This window comes from Arthrobacter crusticola (genome assembly GCF_004357995.1).
Taxonomy (GTDB): Bacteria; Actinomycetota; Actinomycetes; order Actinomycetales; family Micrococcaceae; genus Arthrobacter_D; species Arthrobacter_D crusticola.
Map to the genome: position 1 here is coordinate 246,192 of NZ_SMTK01000004.1, position 15,163 is coordinate 261,354.

The following is a 15,163-nucleotide window of genomic DNA, read 5'->3' on the forward strand; positions in this document are numbered from 1 at the left end:
ACGTGGCGCTCGACGCCGGATGGGCCCAGGAGTGGCTGCGCGCCGCCGCGCGCGCGGTCGCCGAGAACCGGACGCACCTGATGGAGCTCGACCGTGCGATCGGCGACGCCGACCACGGCGAGAACATGGATCGGGGCTTCGCCGCGGTCGTCGCCAAGCTCGACGCCGGTCCGCCGCCGGCCACTCCGGCCGAGGTGCTCAAGGCCGCGGCGATGACCCTGATGTCAACGGTCGGGGGAGCGGCCGGGCCGTTGTACGGCACGGCGCTGCTGCGCGCGGCGACCTCGCTCGGCGACGCCGCGGAGGCACAGCCCGACGCCGTGGTCGCCATGCTGTCGGCCGCCCGGGACGGAATCGTCGCCCGCGGCAAGGCCGAAAGCGGCGATAAGACGATGATCGACGCGTGGACTCCGGCGGTGGAGGCGGCGGCGACGGCCGCCTCCGCCGGTGCCGGGCCGGGCGCGGTCCTCGCCGCGGCCGCCAACGCGGCGCAGGCCGGCGCCGTGGCCACCGACCCGTTGGTGGCACGCAAGGGCCGGGCCAGCTACCTCGGGGAGCGCAGCGCGGGTCACCGCGATCCCGGGGCGGCGTCGACGGCCCTGATCCTTGCGGCCGCGGCCGAGGCCGCTGGTGGGCCCGGATGAGCGTTGGGCTGGTCATCGTCTCCCACAGCGCCAAGATCGCGGAGGGCGTGTGCGAGCTCGCCGCCCAGATGGCTGCGGACGTCCGCCTCGTCCCGGCCGGAGGAACTGACGCCGGCGGCGGGGCGGCACGGATCGGGACAAGCTTCGAGAAGGTGGCAAATGCCATCACGAAAGCCGGTCAGGGGGACGGGGTGGTCATCCTCACCGACCTCGGTTCGGCCGTGATGACCGCCGAGATGGCGCTCGAGTTCCTCGATGAGGACGAGCGCGCCACGGTGCGCCTCGCCAGCGCCGCCCTCGTCGAGGGGGCGGTTGCAGCAGCGGTGCAGGCGCAGGCGGGCGGTTCGGTCGAGGACGTCCTGCGTGCGGCCGAGGAGGCCGTTGTCTCCATCCGGCCCGAGGCCCTCGAACCTTTCGTGAGCCGGTCGGCCGCCGCACCCGGAACCGCCAAGGCGGCGGCTCCTGAGGGGCCGTCGGCCAGCGGATCCTGGGTCCTCCCCAACGACATGGGTCTCCACGCCCGTCCCGCTGCGGTCCTGGCCCGGGGCCTGGCCGACCTCGATGCGGAGGTCACTGTGAACGGCATCGACGGCAAGTCGGTGATGCTCCTGATGAGCCTCGGGCTGGGCAAGGGCAAGACGGTGAGCGCCCAGGCGGTGGGACCGGACGCCGAGGCGGCCATCGAGCTGATCGGAGCGGCCGTAGAGGACGGGTTCGGCGAGATGAACGAGGACGGGCAGCACTAGGACGCACGGGATCGGGACAGGCCGCGTCAGTGCCGGCTGCGTCGTGATTGGCCGGCACCACGGCCGGTCCAGCAACCACCGGACCGGCGCGGTCCGGCGCCGTGAGTTCCTACGCGGGCAGCTGGATTCCGGCTGCGGTCTCCTCGGCGAGGCCGTCGTCAAGCAGGCCCGCAAGGGCGCGCCCGCGCTGTTCCTCGGGTGCCCCCAGCCTGTGCAGCCGGGAGAGCGCCGCGGACAGGCGGCCTTCTCCGCCCAGCCCGAGGTCGATGGGCCCGCTCAGCAGCACGTCCCGAACCACCGGGCCCTCGGCCTCGCGCAGCACCGCCAGGACCGCCCCGCGGACCTGGCGGTCGGTACCCGCCCAGGCCTGGCCCTTCGGGACATATTCGGGGGCAGGGCGGCCCGCGGCAAGCCAGGCGCAGGCAGCCCGCACCGGGCACTGCCCGCACTGCGGGCTCCGCGCAGTGCACACGAGCGCCCCGAGTTCCATCACCGCGGCGTTCCAGCGCACCGACTCGGCGGGCTCCGCCGGGAGCAGATCGGCGGCGAGGCGCATTTCCGCTGCGGTCAGGGAGCGCGCGGGCAGGGCGGTGCCGGTGACGGCGCGGGCGTGAACGCGGCGGATGTTGGTGTCCACAACATTTTCGCGCTGCCCGAACGCGAAGGCCGCCACCGCGGCGGCCGTATAGCTTCCCACTCCGGGCAGGGCCAGCAGTTCCCCGTAGGTTCCCGGGACGGCCCCGCCGTGGCGGTCGACCAAAGCCACTGCCGCCGCGTGCAGGCGCAGGGCGCGCCGCGGGTATCCGAGCCGCCCCCAGTGCCGCACCGCCTCTCCGGGGGCCGCGGCGGCGAGGTCCGCGGGGGAGGGCCAGCGGGCCATCCATTCCGCCCAGACGGGCAGCACCCGCACTACGGGGGTCTGCTGCAGCATCACCTCGCTGACGAGCACGCCCCACGCGGAACGGTCCGGGCTGCGCCAGGGAAGGTCCCGGGCGGCCGTATCAAACCACTCGATCACGGACCGGTGCAGGGCTGGGAGGTCCCGCCGAGAAAACATTCGAACTCCTGAGAACAATTCTTCCTACTCTACTGACCGGCGTGGTGTCTCCGGCAATCGGCAGGAAATCCCTAGCCTTGGACCATGGAACCAGCAGGCAGGCCGCGCCTTTCCGGAAGCTCCGGGTACCCGCCGCGCCGACCAAGCCCGGCCGTTTACCGCAGACGGCGGCTGGTGGCCGCAATCCTGGCCCTGCTGGTGGTCGCCGGGCTGGCAGTCGGCGCCAAGGCCGTCACCGACGCCCTCGCCGGAAACACCCCGGAGGCGAAGGCGGGTTCCGCCCCTGCGGTTCAGGAAACGGCCTCTACGCCGCCACCCACAGCTGCCCCCGCGGCGAAATGCGATGAGAAGGCGGTGTCCGTTGAGGCTGCCACCGACGCGAAGACGTACGGGAGGGAGCAGAAACCCGCCTTCACCCTGGTGGTCCGCAACGACGGCGACGCGCCGTGCAAGGTTAATGTCGGCACCTCGCAGATGGAGTTCCAGGTCACGAGCGCCTCGGACCGCATCTTCTCGTCCGTGGACTGCCAGGACGGCTCGGAGGACCTGCTCAAGGACATCGCCCCCGGCGCTGAGGAAAAGGCGTCCTTCACCTGGGACCGGATCCGCAGCATGCCCGGATGCGAGGCCGTCGAAGCGGTACCCGGCCCCGGAACCTACACCTTGACTACAAAACTCGGAAGCCGGACCAGCCCTCCGTCCACCTTCGTCCTCGAGTAGCCCGGGCGGAATTGACGCAGGGCCGGCCGGCTACATGAACCGGTCGAGCAGGGACGTTTCGGCAATCCGGGAAAGGCCCTCGCGCACGGTGCGGGCACGCTGCTCGCCGATGCCGTCGACGGCCATCAGGTCCTCGATATTGGCGGCCATCATGTTCTGGAGACCGTCGAAGTGGTCGACGAGCCGGGTCGCCACGGCGGGCGGGACGGCCTTGATGCCCGAGAGCAGCCGGTATCCCTTGGGCTGGACGACGGCGTCGAGGGAATCGGTCGAGGGGTTGAACCCGAGGACGCTGGCGATTGTTCCGAGGTCGATCAGGTCGGTGGAGCTGAACCCCTGGAGGGTTGCCACCCGCTCCTCGGGGGACGCGCCGTTGCTGCCGGGATCCATGTAGTCGCGCAGGACCATTTCGCTGCCCGGCCCGAGGCCCGTCGTGAGTTCCTCCACCTGCAGCGACAGCAGCCGTCCGTCCACCCCGAGTTCAAGGACATACTGGGAGATCTCCTCAGAGATCCGCCGGACCATCTCCTGCCGCTGCAGGGTGATGGCGACGTCCCGCACGGTGACCATGGCCTCGATCTCCAGGGCCGACAGGGAGTTGGTGACCTGGTCGAGGCGGGCACGGTACCGCTCGAGGGTTGCCAGGGCCTGGTTGGCGCGGGCGAGCACCGGTTCCGAGCCCTCCAGGACGTGCCTCAGTCCGTTCACGTACAGGGCGATGATCTGCATCGACTGGCTGACGGAAATCACCGGGACGCCGGTCTGGATCGCTACCCGCTCGGCGGTGCGGTGGCGGGTGCCCGACTCCTGGGTCGGGATGGTGCTGTCAGGCACCAGCTGGACGGCGGCCCTGAGGATATTGCTCGCATCCCGGTCGCAGACAATGGCCCCGTCCATCTTCGCAAGCTCGCGCAGGCGGGTCGGGGAGAAGTCGATGCCAATGTCGAAGCCGCCGGAGCAGATGGAGTCGATGGTCCGGTCGAAGCCCAGGACGATCAGCGCGCCGGTCCGGCCGCGGAGGATCCGTTCGAGTCCGTCGCGCAGCTGAGTTCCGGGCGCGACCCGGGCCAGGGTGGCCTTGAGGGCGTCCTCGGGGCTACGGGGCATCGTGCCATCCTTTCAGCGTCCGCGCGCCGTTGGGGACCGCGTGGTGGGGTGGCCCGGGAAGTGGCGCCGGGCCGAGGCGGACACGGAAATTCCACGCAGCCGATCACAATACTAGTGGGAGTGCCCGGGTTTTCCGGTGTCGGTGTTTGCCCGCGGCCGGTTCCCGCCGGGCCCGGCGCACCTGCGGGACTCCGGTCGCCGCTGGGCCGCCGCGGAACAACCCGTCCGCGCGGCGCGGGTGGGCCGGCCTAGAAGATCAGTGCCAGTGCCTCGGTGAGCGTTGAAACCTCCCGTACGGTGAAGCCCTTGGGGACCGGCCCGGGCCCGTCGGGGGAGGCCGGCACCACGGCGTGGGTGAAGCCGAGCCGTTCGGCCTCGGAGATCCGCCGGGAGATCCCCGGCACCGGCCGCACCTCGCCGGCGAGCCCGACCTCCCCGAAGGCGATCAGCCGGGCCGGCAGGGGCTGGTTGGTCTTGGCCGAGGCGACCGCCAGGGCGACGGCGAGATCGGTGGCCGGCTCGGAAAGTTTCACCCCGCCGACCGTCGCCACATAGCTGTCGTCCTTGGACAGGCTGAGCGAGGCGCGCTGCTGAAGCACCGCCAGCAGCATGGCCACCCGGGCACTGTCAAGACCGCTGGTGGCACGCCGCGGCTGGGCGTTCGCCGATTCGGCCAGCAGTGCCTGCACCTCGGCGAGCAGCGGGCGCCGCCCCTCGAGGGTGACGGTGATGCAGGTGCCCGAGACCGGGTCCTTGGTCCGCGAGACGAAAAGGCCGCTCGGATCGGCGAGCCCCTCGATGCCCGCGTCGGTCAGGTCGAAGCAGCCGACCTCGTCGGTTGGACCGTACCGGTTCTTCACCGCCCGCAGCAGCCTCAGTCGCGAGTGCCGCTCGCCCTCGAACTGGCACACGACGTCCACGAGGTGCTCGAGGAGGCGCGGCCCGGCGATCGAGCCGTCCTTGGTGACATGGCCCACCAGCAGGGTGGTCATATTCGTCGACTTGGCGGCGTTGATCAGCGATGCGGCCACTTCGCGCACCTGCGTCACGCCGCCGGCCGATCCGTCGACTGCGGCACTGCTGAGGGTCTGTACCGAGTCGACGATCAGCAGGGCCGGGCGGATCTTCTCGACCTGGCCCAGCGCCTGGCCCAGGTCGGTCTCGGCGCTGAGGTAGAGGGTGTCGGCGACGGCCGCGATCCGCTCGGCGCGCAGCTTCACCTGCGCCGCTGACTCTTCGCCGGTGACGTAGAGGACATCCCGTCCCAGCCGGGCCACGCGGGCCGCGACGTCGAGCAGCAGGGTCGACTTGCCTACCCCGGGTTCACCGGCCAGCAGGATGACGGCCCCGGGGACCAGCCCGCCGCCGAGCACCCGGTCCAGCTCGTCGATGCGCGTGGCCTGGAAGGCGGCAGTCGTGGCGTCGACATCGGCGATGCGCTGGGCCACCTGGGTGACGACCGCCGCCGCCGTCGTACGGGCCACCGGCTGGCCGGTCTCCTCGACCGTGCCCCAGGCCTGGCACTCCCCGCACCGGCCCACCCACTTCGCCGTCGTCCAGCCGCACTCGGCACACCGGTAGGTGGGGGTCGTGCCGCGTCCGGAGCGCGCGGCTGCAGTCTTTGTTGCCATCCCCTCAGCCTAGCGGCGCCCCCGGACATTCCCGCCGGCACCGCCGCGGGGTCAGAGCCGGGGAAGGTACCCCGCCGCCTCGTCGTGGGACAGCCCCGAGGCCTGGAGGAGGTCAACGACCAGGGGGCGGAACAGCAGGATCAGCCCCTCACCCTCGAGCCGCGACACGTTGAGCCTGGCCGGATGGAGCTGGGTGGCGACCGCCGCGAGGTCGTTGCGGGCGGAGCGGAGGTTCAACCGCCGTTCCGCGGGGTGCGACCCGGCAAGGCCCCGGGCGAGCACGGTGACGGCATCCGCGGTGTCCTCAAGGGCGGAGCTCAGGGAGGAGATGGCCTCATCGCTCAGCGCCGCATGGTTGATCACGGACGTCAGCCGGCGCGAGAAGACGCGGCTGTTGCGTACCGCCAGGTCGATCGCCTCGATGGAGCGCTCGAGGGAGCCGAGTTCGTCGCGGTGCCGGCGCTGGGCGGGGGAGATCAGGGCGACCTCCTGGGCTGCCCGCAGGCTCTTGGCCAGGGAGTCCAGAGGCGGCTGGGTGTTCCGGGCGCGCACCAGGGCATGCCAGGCCAGGGTCGAATCGCTGCGGGAGAGTGCGTCCGCGTCCTCGCGCAGCACCGCGGCCAGCTCTTCCAGGAGGTCCTGCACCTCGGACTTCGGCGCGCGGCGGGGGTCCCGCGGCACCAGCATCGTGATGATCAGCGCAAACACCCCGCCGACGACGGCGTCGGCGCTGCGGGTGAACGGTCCTCCCTCGGGTGCGGGCAGGAGGACGACCAGCAGCGACTGCAGGCCGAGCTGCGTGGTGAAGATGGTGCCGCTGTCGAGGAACCGGGCCAGCAGGATCGAGACGAACAGGACGATGGCCGCCTGCCAGATGCCTGTCCCCAGCAGCGCGAGGAGCACGTCACCCAGGGCGATGCCCAGGGTGCATCCGAGCCCCACCTCGAGCACCCGGCGCAGGCGGGGATCGCTTGAGAACCCGAGGGCGATCATCGAGGAGGTGGCGGCGAACAGGGGGCCGTCGTGGCCGAGCACCTGCTCCGCGAAGGCGTAGGCGCCCACGGCGCAGACCGTGATCTGCAGGGCCATCAGGACGGAGTTGGAGCTGCGCTTGAATCCGACCCGGCTCCGGTTGCCCAGGAAGGCTGCGGCAGCGGAAATTCCTCGGCGGGGCATGGGTTCAGTTTCGCATAGGAGGCCAATGTCCCCGCCGAGTTCACCTTCCGTTCATCTTTTGGGGCCAGTCTCGTTAACTGACCTGCCTACCGTGAGGGATGTACAAGGACGCGTACACCCCTCCCGGGTGTCTCCTGCGCACTGACGTTCAAACCCTGGAAGGGGCAATATCAAGTGAAGGTTCTTCGCTTCGGCCGCGCAGCGGCGGTTATTTCCGTGGCCGCCCTGGCTCTGACCGCGTGTGGCTCGGACAATGCCACGAACGCCCCCGCAGGTGAGGCCGGCCCCGCCGAGTCCACCGCCGCCGCCGTGTCGGGCACCCTGACCGGTGCCGGCTCGTCCGCCCAGAACGCCGCCATGACGGCCTGGCAGTCGGGTTTCCAGTCCGCCCAGAGCGGCGCCACGGTCCAGTACTCACCCGACGGCTCCGGCGCCGGCCGCGACGCCTTCCTGGCCCAGGGCGTCCAGTTCGCCGGGTCGGACGCCGCCCTCGACGACGAAGAGTACGAGGCCTCGAAGGAGATCTGCGGCCCCGACGGCGCGATCAACATCCCCGCCTACGTCTCCCCGATCGCCGTGGCCTTCAACCTGCCCGGCATCGAATCGCTGAACCTTGACGCCGACACCATCGCCTCGATCTTCCGCGGCGAGATCGAAACCTGGGACGACGAGGCAATCGCCTCGCAGAACGAGGGCGTCGAGCTCCCCGACACGGCCGTCACCGTTGTGCACCGCAGCGACGAATCCGGCACGACCGAGAACTTCACCGAGTACCTCGCCCAGGCGGCTCCCGAAGTATGGACCGACGAAGCCTCCGGCGAGTGGCCGTCGGCCATCGTCGCCGAGAACGCCCAGGGCACCAACGGCGTCGTCTCCACGACCTCCTCCACCGAAGGCGCGGTCACCTACACTGACGCCTCGGCCGTTGGGGATCTCGGACAGGTTCACGTAAAGGTCGGCGAGGAGTACGTCGAGCTGAGCTCGGAGGCCGCCGCGCTCGCCGTTGAGGCCGCGACCCCGGTCGAGGGCCGCTCCGACGTTGACATGTCCCTCGAACTCGAGCGCGACACCGAGGCCTCCGGCGCCTACCCCGTCGTCCTCGTGTCCTACCACATCTACTGCTCCACCTATGAGGACCAGGAGACGGTTGACCTGGTCAAGGCCTTCGCCTCGTACGCGGTCAGCGAGCAGGGCCAGCAGGATGCCTCCGAGTCCGCAGGGAACGCGCCGATCTCCGAGACCCTCCGCGAACAGGCCCTGACGGCCATCGATTCGATCACCGTTGCCTCCTAGGCCCCTCCGCAGCTGCCCCGTCCGGTCGTTCAACGACCGGGCGGGGCACTCCGCTGTTCACGTACAGGCCGGCTGGGGCGGTCAGGTTGTAATGGCTGGAGGAACGATGAACACTATCCAAAGCACGAGACGAGACATCGAGTGCACTCCAGCACAACAGTTCCGAAGGGTTTAGCAGTGTCCACCACTACGTTGACCGAGACCCGCGGCGCGGGCCAGTCCGGAGACAAGATCTTCTCCGGTGCCACCCTCGCCGCCGGCTGTCTCATCCTCGCCGTCCTCTTCAGTGTGGCGGTGTTCCTGCTGGTGCAGGCGCTCCCCGTAGCCGGCGCCGACCCCGCCGAAATCACCGGAGGGGAGGGGTTTTCCACCTACATCTTCCCCATCGTCATCGGAACGGTTGTGGCCGCGGCCATCGCCCTGCTGATCGCCACTCCGCTGGGTATCGGCGTCGCACTGTTCATCTCCCACTACGCCCCCCGGCGCCTCGCGCAGGGCTTCGGCTACGTCATCGACCTGCTCGCGGCGATCCCCTCGGTGGTGTACGGCGCGTGGGGCTACGCGGTGCTCGCCCCGGAACTGGCCAAGGGATACGCGTGGCTCGCCGAGAACCTCGGCTGGCTCCCCATCTTCGAGGGCCCAGCGAGCCAGACCGGACGCACAATGCTCACGGCCGGCATCGTCCTGGCCGTCATGGTGCTGCCCATCATCACCTCCCTGAGCCGGGAGATCTTCCTCCAGACACCCAACCTCCACGAGGAGGCGGCGCTGGCCATGGGAGCGACCCGCTGGGAAATGATCCGCATGGCGGTTCTTCCGTTCGCCCGCCCCGGCATCATCAGCGCAGCGATGCTCGGCCTCGGCCGGGCGCTCGGCGAAACCATGGCCGTCGCCCTCGTCCTCTCGGGCGGAGCGCTCACCGCGAGCCTCATCGCCTCGGGCAACCAGACCATTGCCGCAGAGATCGCGCTCAACTTCCCCGAGGCCTTCGGGCTCCGGCTCAGCGAACTCATCGCCGCCGGCCTCGTGCTGTTCGTCATCACCCTGGCCGTCAATATGGTGGCGCGCTGGATCATCACCCGCCACAAAGAATTTTCGGGGGCCAACTAATGACTAGCGCAACCCTGGTCCGCAGGCAGTCCCACCTCACCAAGGGGAAGCTGCCCTCCTACGCCGTGTGGCTCGTCCTCGGAGCGGCCCTGGTCTTCGGGGCGGCCGCGGCCTCCCTCGTGGGCTTCGGTGCCGTGTCCTGGGGCCTCTTCTCCGCCCTGTTCTTCCTCCTGGGCGCGACCGCGGTGACCGCGGTCGTCGAAGGCGGACGGAAGGCCACCGACTCGCTGGCCACCTACCTGGTGTACGGGGCCTTCCTCGTCGCACTCCTGCCGCTGCTGTCGGTGCTGTGGACCGTGCTCGAGCGGGGCCTGCCCGGAATCTCCTACGATTTCCTGTTCACCTCGCTCAACGGGGTGACCGGCGCCGTTGACAACGCCTCGGTCGCCAACGGCACCCCAGTACTCGGTGGTGCCTACCACGCAGTGGTCGGCACCCTGCAGATCACCCTGTGGGCGACGGCGATTTCGGTGCCCATCGGGCTGCTCGCCGCCGTGTACCTCGTCGAGTACGGTACGGGCGGTCCGCTCACCCGGGCCATCACCTTCTTCGTCGACGTGATGACCGGCATCCCCTCGATCGTCGCGGGCCTGTTCGCCGCGGCCCTGTTCGGGCTGCTCTTCGGCCCCGGAACCCGCACGGGCTTCGTGGCCGCCGTCGCGCTCTCGGTCCTGATGATCCCCGTGGTGGTGCGCTCCACCGAGGAAATGCTCAAGATCGTGCCGAATGAACTGCGTGAGGCGGCCTATGCCCTGGGCGTGCGGAAGTGGCGCACCATCACGAAGGTGGTGATCCCCACCGCCATCTCCGGTATCGCCTCCGGCGTAACCCTCGCGATTGCGCGCGTGATCGGCGAGACGGCTCCTATCCTTGTAACGGCGGGCTTTGCCAGCGCCATCAACTGGAACGTCTTCAGCGGCTGGATGAGTACCCTGCCCACCCTGATCTACTACCAGATCCTCACGCCGACCTCCCCCACCAACACCGATCCCAGTACGCAGCGCGCCTGGGCGGCGGCGCTCCTGCTGATCCTGATGGTGATGCTGCTGAACCTCGTCGCCCGCGTCATCGCCCGTATGTTCGCCCCTAAGACAAGCCGCTGAGCTCCCGCGGCAACAACGAAAAAGGAATTCATGTCCAAGCGAATCGACGTCAAGGACCTCAATGTCTACTACAGCAAGTTCCTTGCTGTTGAGGGCGTCAACATCGAAATCAAGCCCCGCTCGGTCACTGCCTTCATCGGGCCGTCCGGCTGTGGCAAGTCGACCTTCCTGCGCACGCTGAACCGTATGCACGAGGTCATCCCCGGCGCCCGGGTCGAGGGCGAGGTGCTCCTCGACGGGGACAACCTCTATGACCAGAACGTCGACCCGGTGACGGTCCGCAGCCAGATCGGCATGGTCTTCCAGCGGCCCAACCCGTTCCCCACCATGTCCATCCGGGACAACGTGCTGGCCGGCGTGAAGCTGAACAACAAGCGCATCAGCAAGTCCGACGCCGATAACCTCGTCGAGAAGTCCCTGCGCGGTGCGAACCTGTGGAACGAGGTCAAGGACCGCCTGGGCCGCCCCGGCTCCGGTCTCTCCGGCGGCCAGCAGCAGCGGCTGTGCATCGCCCGGGCGATCGCCGTCTCGCCCGAGGTGATCCTCATGGACGAGCCGTGCTCGGCGCTCGACCCCATCTCCACCCTCGCCATCGAGGACCTGATCAACGAGCTCAAGAACGACTACACGGTCGTGATCGTCACCCACAACATGCAGCAGGCCGCCCGCGTGTCCGACAAGACCGCGTTCTTCAACATCGCGGGCACCGGCAAGCCCGGCAAGCTCATTGAGTACGGGGAGACCGCGACGATCTTCAGCAAGCCCACCGTCAAGGCCACGGAGGACTACGTCTCGGGCCGCTTCGGATAGGCACGGCCCGATCCCCGGCCCCGCCGACCGCCCGGAAGTTTCCGGACGGCGGCGGGGCCGATGCGGTTAAGGCCCGGGGTAACGGGCGGTGCGCCGGATCCGGGCCGGGCGCCTAGAGCAGCGGGCTCAGGGCCAGGAAGAAGACGGCGCCCAGCAGGCCGGCGACGGCGGCCGTGGCGACCCACACGATGAGGATCCGCAGCAGCTCGGTGCCCCGCACTGAGGCGAACCGCTGGTTCGCCCCGGCCCCGACGATCGCCGAGGTCATCGTGTGGGTGCTTGAAAGCGGAACCTGCAGGGAGATGGCGCCGATGAACAGCATGGCCGTGCTCACGCCCTGGGCGCTCATACCGCGCAGCGGATCGATCCGCACCAGCCGGTTCGCCAGGGTGTGGGTGATGCGCCAGCCACCGAAGGCCGAGCCGCAGGCCAGCAGCGCCGCGGCGAACAGCTGGACCCACAGCGGCATCTCCGCGCCGCTTGATGCCCCGGCGGCGACAAGTGCCAGCAGGATGACGGCCATGGTGCGCTGCCCGTCCTGCAGGCCGTGCCCCAGCGCGAAGGCGCCGGCGAGGACGGACTGGGCCATCCGGTTCCCCCGGTTGACCCGGCGTGGCGAGTTGTGCCGCAGCGCCCAGGTCGCGGCGAACACCAGGGCGTACGCCAGGAGATAGGCCACCACGGGGGAGAGCAGCAGCGGCAGCACGATCTGAAAGAAAAAGACCCGCTCCGAACCCGTTACGGTCGCCCCGCTCATCAGCTGTGACGCGCCGCCGGCTCCGATGATTCCACCGATCAGCGCATGGGTCGATGACGACGGCTTGCCCCGGTACCAGGTGAAAAGGCCCCAGCAGCCGGCGCCGAGTAGTCCCGCCAGCAGGATCCCCAGACCCGTGGTGCCCGGCGGCAGGCGCAGCCCCGCGTCGGTGAGGAACAACGCCAGCGACGTACTCAACAGCGCGCCGGTGAGGCTGAATGCCGCCGCCAGCAGCACCGCGATCGTCGGGGTCAGGGCCCGGGTGCGCACCGCCGTCGCCACCGAGTTCGACACATCATGGAAGCCGTTGAGGAACGCAAAGCCGCCGGCGCATCCGATGACGGCCGTCAGCAGGAAGACCTCCACCTAGGATTCCTTGACCAAGATGCTGCCCACGTGGGTGGCGACCTTGCGGATGTCCTTGGTCACCTCGACGAGCTGGTTGGCGATGTCGCGGTGCCGCGCGTACGCCAGCGGCTTGTGCTCCCCGAGCAGCTCGGCGCACCAGCTGCGGTGGGTGCGTTCGGCCCGGCGGGCAAGGCGCAGGATCTCGATCCAGTACTCCTCGAGTTCATCCATCGAGTCGAGGCGCTGCATGGCCGTGGCGGTCAGTTCCGCCTGCCGGTGGATGACTTCGAGCTGTTCGGCCGCGCGCGGGCTGAGCCGGCTCAGCTTGTACAGGGCGATCAGTTCCGCGGCGCCGTCGAGCTTCTCGATCGCTTCGTTGAGCAGCCGCGAGAGGGTGTAGAGGTCTTCGCGGGGGAGCGGGTTCACGAACGAGGTCCGCATCGAGGTCAGCAGGGCGAAATGCAGGTCGGTGGAGACCGCTTCGTGCTGGTGCATCTCCTCGGCCAGGCGGTCGTACTCTTCGGTGGTGGCGCCGAGCACCGCCGACATGGTGCCCACCCCGAGCACGAGCTGCCGTGCCATGCGGGAGAGCAGTTCCAGGCCTGCGTTTTCCTGAGGGAAGAGGCGTAACTTCACTGATGCTTCCCTGTCTCAGGCACGGCGGCAGTACTAACGAACGGGGGGCGAACTGCGTCTGGGCGCGGTAATGGCGTCGAACCGGGAGCGCCTCTCGGCGGAAGGCCGCTCGAAGCGGCTGAGTGTTGAAGCCCGGGGGTTCCACGGTCCGACGCCGGTTTTAGTCTTCTACTCCGCTGCGCCGGTGTCAACATCGTGACCTGCGCCCGCCTAGTCAAGCTCCCCCCGCCGCCAGGCGGCGGCCGCGTGTTCAAGGTCCTCGGCGGTCTTGATCAGCCGGTGCGAATTCTTCGTCAGTTTCGACGCGTGGGCTTCGTTTGAGTGGTGGGCCTGCTCCGCGTGGTTCACCTGTCCCAGCGCGACCACCCGGCAGAACGCGGCGAAGCGTTCAAGGGCGACGTCGAAATCCCCCTCGAAGGCCCCGGAGAGGATTTTGTCGGCCATATCGGTCATTTCGGTGGCACCCGGGGGTTCGGCGACGCCGGCGACAACCTTCGAGACCTGGGCCACCTCCTTGCCGGAGGTGAAGTAGGAGGCAATGCGCTCCGGGTCCTTCTGCGTTGCGGCGCGCAGGGCGTAGAGGCGCCAGAGGGCCCCGGGCAGGGACCGTGCCGGGCTTTCGGCCCACATCTCCGCCACGGCCTCAAGGCCCTGTTTGTCGGCGAGTTCGACAAGTCGGCGGGTCACCTCGGGGTCGTCGGACTCCCGCCCGTGGTGCACCAGCGCATGCGCTGCCATGTGTGCGGCTTCCGAGACCCTGGACGGGTCGATCCCGCCGGCGAAGATCTCGAAATCGACCGGGGCGAAGGGCTTCGGTTTATGCGGCCGTGGGCTCTTGTTGTTGTAGTCGCCGTCCATGAAATGAGGATACTCCTGCTACGGAAGGCCGTTCGAAGCCGACGACCAAGCGTTCGAGACGGATGGACACCAAGGATGGACACCGCGGTGGTGCGGGTGAAGAGGGAAGGCCCGCGCTGATGGGACCGGTGCAACGCTCAGGGGGTGTTTGGGATAAAGTTAAAAAGTCGCCCGGGCTGGAGAAACCGGTTCGGAGGCGGCGGGCCTTTAGCTCAGCTGGTAGAGCATCGGACTTTTAATCCGTGGGTCGTGGGTTCGAGCCCCACAGGGCCCACTCCCGCGGGAGTGCTGAAAACCCCGCCCGGCACCGCGCCGGGCGGGGTTTTCCGGGTCCGGGACAGTGCGGATGCGGGGGGATTGACTACGGCCCGTGGTGCGTCTGCAATTGAGGGGTAACTGCCGACCGGGCCGAGGGTCCGGACGGCACCTGCGAAAGTAGCCCGATGCCCGACGCCACCGCACTGATCGTTGCAACCGCCGCCATAGCGGCCCTGGCAGGCTGTGCCGCCTGGCGCATCGACGCCGCCCTCAAGCGCCGAGCTGACGCCGACACGCTCTTCTGGCTCGCCTTCGCCGCCCTCCTTGCCCTGCTCGCCGGGTGCCTCGCTGCGGTCCCGGCCGGTGCCGGCGGCGCAGCCGCCGCGGCTGCGCTCATAACGACCACCGCAGGGACCGCCTGGCTCGGGCTGAGGGAGCAGCGGCGTGCCGGGACCCGGCGGACGGCGGCCGCCTCGGGCCGGCTGCGTTCCCTTGAGACCCGGCATGACGCCGTGCTGCGCCGCTGGGCGGCCTACGAGCTCGACCCCGCACTGGCCCTGAACTACCCGGCAATGAGCGACACCCGCGGGCCCGAGTCGCGCCGGGTGCTTGCCGCCATGCGCGAGGCGCTGTACCGGCGCCGGACGCTCGAGTCGGAGCCGGCAGCGGCGTCCGGGCAGGGGGCCGGGACAGAACCTCTGGTGACCGACTACGCGGCGTCGATCCTGGCGCTGGAGCGGGCCCTGGGTGCGGCGGAGGCGGCGGCCGGCGTCGAACCGTCCCGGGGTCCCGCGCGACTGGGGGAGCCCCCGCGGGGACGCGTAGGTCCCCCGGGGACGCCGTCACCCGGGGCATAAGGGCCCGACACCTGGGCGCGGCGTCCGACGCCGCCGGGCGGATTCCCGGCGG

15 protein-coding genes and 1 tRNA gene are annotated in these 15,163 nt (G+C 69.7%); 9 read left to right on the plus strand and 7 right to left on the minus strand.

Going from position 1 to position 15,163, the window contains the following annotated elements; genetic code table 11:
- Window positions 1–2: 2 nt before the first annotated feature.
- Together dhaL and dhaM are read left to right on the plus strand one after the other, a co-directional pair.
- On the plus strand, window positions 3–644 hold the full coding sequence (gene dhaL / locus E2F48_RS12835) for a dihydroxyacetone kinase subunit DhaL (protein WP_133404364.1): 642 nt from the start codon (window positions 3–5) through the stop codon (window positions 642–644).
- Window positions 641–1,390, plus strand: coding sequence for a dihydroxyacetone kinase phosphoryl donor subunit DhaM (gene dhaM / locus E2F48_RS12840; protein ID WP_133404365.1), 750 nt, complete (start codon window positions 641–643; stop codon window positions 1,388–1,390). The genes dhaL and dhaM overlap by 4 nt, the downstream gene beginning before the upstream one ends.
- Window positions 1,391–1,499: 109 nt before the next feature.
- Here the strand turns inward: dhaM and E2F48_RS12845 are convergent, their stop codons facing one another.
- Window positions 1,500–2,447 (minus strand): HhH-GPD family protein, encoded by a 948-nt coding sequence (locus E2F48_RS12845; protein ID WP_133404366.1) that lies wholly within the window; start codon window positions 2,445–2,447, stop codon window positions 1,500–1,502.
- Window positions 2,448–2,621: 174 nt separating this feature from the next.
- Between E2F48_RS12845 and E2F48_RS12850 the strand changes: the two genes are divergently transcribed.
- On the plus strand, window positions 2,622–3,167 hold the full coding sequence (locus E2F48_RS12850; protein ID WP_246018965.1) for a hypothetical protein: 546 nt from the start codon (window positions 2,622–2,624) through the stop codon (window positions 3,165–3,167).
- Between the two features lie 30 nt (window positions 3,168–3,197).
- On the opposite strand, the gene disA is transcribed toward E2F48_RS12850, so the two are convergent.
- The 3 genes from disA to E2F48_RS12865 form a co-directional block, all read right to left on the minus strand.
- The gene (gene disA, locus E2F48_RS12855; protein ID WP_133404368.1) at window positions 3,198–4,274 is read right to left on the minus strand and encodes a DNA integrity scanning diadenylate cyclase DisA; all 1,077 of its coding nucleotides are present in this window, start codon (window positions 4,272–4,274) and stop codon (window positions 3,198–3,200) included.
- Between the two features lie 248 nt (window positions 4,275–4,522).
- On the minus strand, window positions 4,523–5,905 hold the full coding sequence (gene radA, locus E2F48_RS12860) for a DNA repair protein RadA (protein ID WP_133404369.1): 1,383 nt from the start codon (window positions 5,903–5,905) through the stop codon (window positions 4,523–4,525).
- 51 nt (window positions 5,906–5,956) lie between these two features.
- The gene (locus E2F48_RS12865; protein WP_133404370.1) at window positions 5,957–7,081 is read right to left on the minus strand and encodes an FUSC family protein; all 1,125 of its coding nucleotides are present in this window, start codon (window positions 7,079–7,081) and stop codon (window positions 5,957–5,959) included.
- 174 nt (window positions 7,082–7,255) lie between these two features.
- On the opposite strand from E2F48_RS12865, the gene pstS reads away from it, so the two are divergent.
- The 4 genes from pstS to pstB all read left to right on the plus strand — a co-directional run bounded on the left by pstS (window position 7,256) and on the right by pstB (window position 11,397).
- Window positions 7,256–8,374 (plus strand): phosphate ABC transporter substrate-binding protein PstS, encoded by a 1,119-nt coding sequence (pstS, locus tag E2F48_RS12870; protein ID WP_133404371.1) that lies wholly within the window; start codon window positions 7,256–7,258, stop codon window positions 8,372–8,374.
- Window positions 8,375–8,551: 177 nt separating this feature from the next.
- On the plus strand, window positions 8,552–9,484 hold the full coding sequence (gene pstC / locus E2F48_RS12875) for a phosphate ABC transporter permease subunit PstC (RefSeq protein WP_133404372.1): 933 nt from the start codon (window positions 8,552–8,554) through the stop codon (window positions 9,482–9,484).
- Complete coding sequence (gene pstA, locus E2F48_RS12880; protein WP_133404373.1) at window positions 9,484–10,587, plus strand: phosphate ABC transporter permease PstA; 1,104 nt, start codon at window positions 9,484–9,486, stop codon at window positions 10,585–10,587. The genes pstC and pstA overlap by 1 nt, the downstream gene beginning before the upstream one ends.
- A 30-nt stretch (window positions 10,588–10,617) precedes the next feature.
- Window positions 10,618–11,397 carry a phosphate ABC transporter ATP-binding protein PstB gene (pstB, locus tag E2F48_RS12885; protein ID WP_133404374.1) on the plus strand — a complete coding sequence of 260 codons (780 nt, stop codon included), beginning with the start codon at window positions 10,618–10,620 and terminating at the stop codon, window positions 11,395–11,397.
- 112 nt (window positions 11,398–11,509) lie between these two features.
- On the opposite strand, the gene E2F48_RS12890 is transcribed toward pstB, so the two are convergent.
- The 3 genes from E2F48_RS12890 to E2F48_RS12900 form a co-directional block, all read right to left on the minus strand.
- On the minus strand, window positions 11,510–12,520 hold the full coding sequence (locus E2F48_RS12890; RefSeq protein WP_133404375.1) for an inorganic phosphate transporter: 1,011 nt from the start codon (window positions 12,518–12,520) through the stop codon (window positions 11,510–11,512).
- Complete coding sequence (locus E2F48_RS12895; protein WP_133404376.1) at window positions 12,521–13,138, minus strand: DUF47 domain-containing protein; 618 nt, start codon at window positions 13,136–13,138, stop codon at window positions 12,521–12,523. It lies immediately after the preceding gene.
- A 210-nt stretch (window positions 13,139–13,348) separates the two neighbouring features.
- The gene (locus E2F48_RS12900; protein WP_133404377.1) at window positions 13,349–13,996 is read right to left on the minus strand and encodes a hypothetical protein; all 648 of its coding nucleotides are present in this window, start codon (window positions 13,994–13,996) and stop codon (window positions 13,349–13,351) included.
- Window positions 13,997–14,197: 201 nt separating this feature from the next.
- Here E2F48_RS12900 and E2F48_RS12905 point away from each other — a divergent pair.
- Together E2F48_RS12905 and E2F48_RS12910 are read left to right on the plus strand one after the other, a co-directional pair.
- Window positions 14,198–14,270, plus strand: a tRNA-Lys gene (locus tag E2F48_RS12905).
- 169 nt (window positions 14,271–14,439) lie between these two features.
- Window positions 14,440–15,111 carry a hypothetical protein gene (locus E2F48_RS12910; protein WP_133404378.1) on the plus strand — a complete coding sequence of 224 codons (672 nt, stop codon included), beginning with the start codon at window positions 14,440–14,442 and terminating at the stop codon, window positions 15,109–15,111.
- Window positions 15,112–15,163 lie beyond the last annotated feature (52 nt).

What these genes read in the sequence shown, in the direction of transcription:
- dhaM (WP_133404365.1), top strand. Translation starts at nt 641, where the DNA reads ATGAGCGTTGGGCTGGTCATCGTCTCCCACAGCGCCAAGATCGCGGAG.
- E2F48_RS12845 (WP_133404366.1), bottom strand. Translation starts at nt 2,447, where the DNA reads ATGTTTTCTCGGCGGGACCTCCCAGCCCTGCACCGGTCCGTGATCGAG.
- disA (WP_133404368.1), bottom strand. Translation starts at nt 4,274, where the DNA reads ATGCCCCGTAGCCCCGAGGACGCCCTCAAGGCCACCCTGGCCCGGGTC.
- radA (WP_133404369.1), bottom strand. Translation starts at nt 5,905, where the DNA reads ATGGCAACAAAGACTGCAGCCGCGCGCTCCGGACGCGGCACGACCCCC.
- E2F48_RS12865 (WP_133404370.1), bottom strand. Translation starts at nt 7,081, where the DNA reads ATGCCCCGCCGAGGAATTTCCGCTGCCGCAGCCTTCCTGGGCAACCGG.
- pstA (WP_133404373.1), top strand. Translation starts at nt 9,484, where the DNA reads ATGACTAGCGCAACCCTGGTCCGCAGGCAGTCCCACCTCACCAAGGGG.
- pstB (WP_133404374.1), top strand. Translation starts at nt 10,618, where the DNA reads ATGTCCAAGCGAATCGACGTCAAGGACCTCAATGTCTACTACAGCAAG.
- E2F48_RS12900 (WP_133404377.1), bottom strand. Translation starts at nt 13,996, where the DNA reads ATGGACGGCGACTACAACAACAAGAGCCCACGGCCGCATAAACCGAAG.
- E2F48_RS12910 (WP_133404378.1), top strand. Translation starts at nt 14,440, where the DNA reads ATGCCCGACGCCACCGCACTGATCGTTGCAACCGCCGCCATAGCGGCC.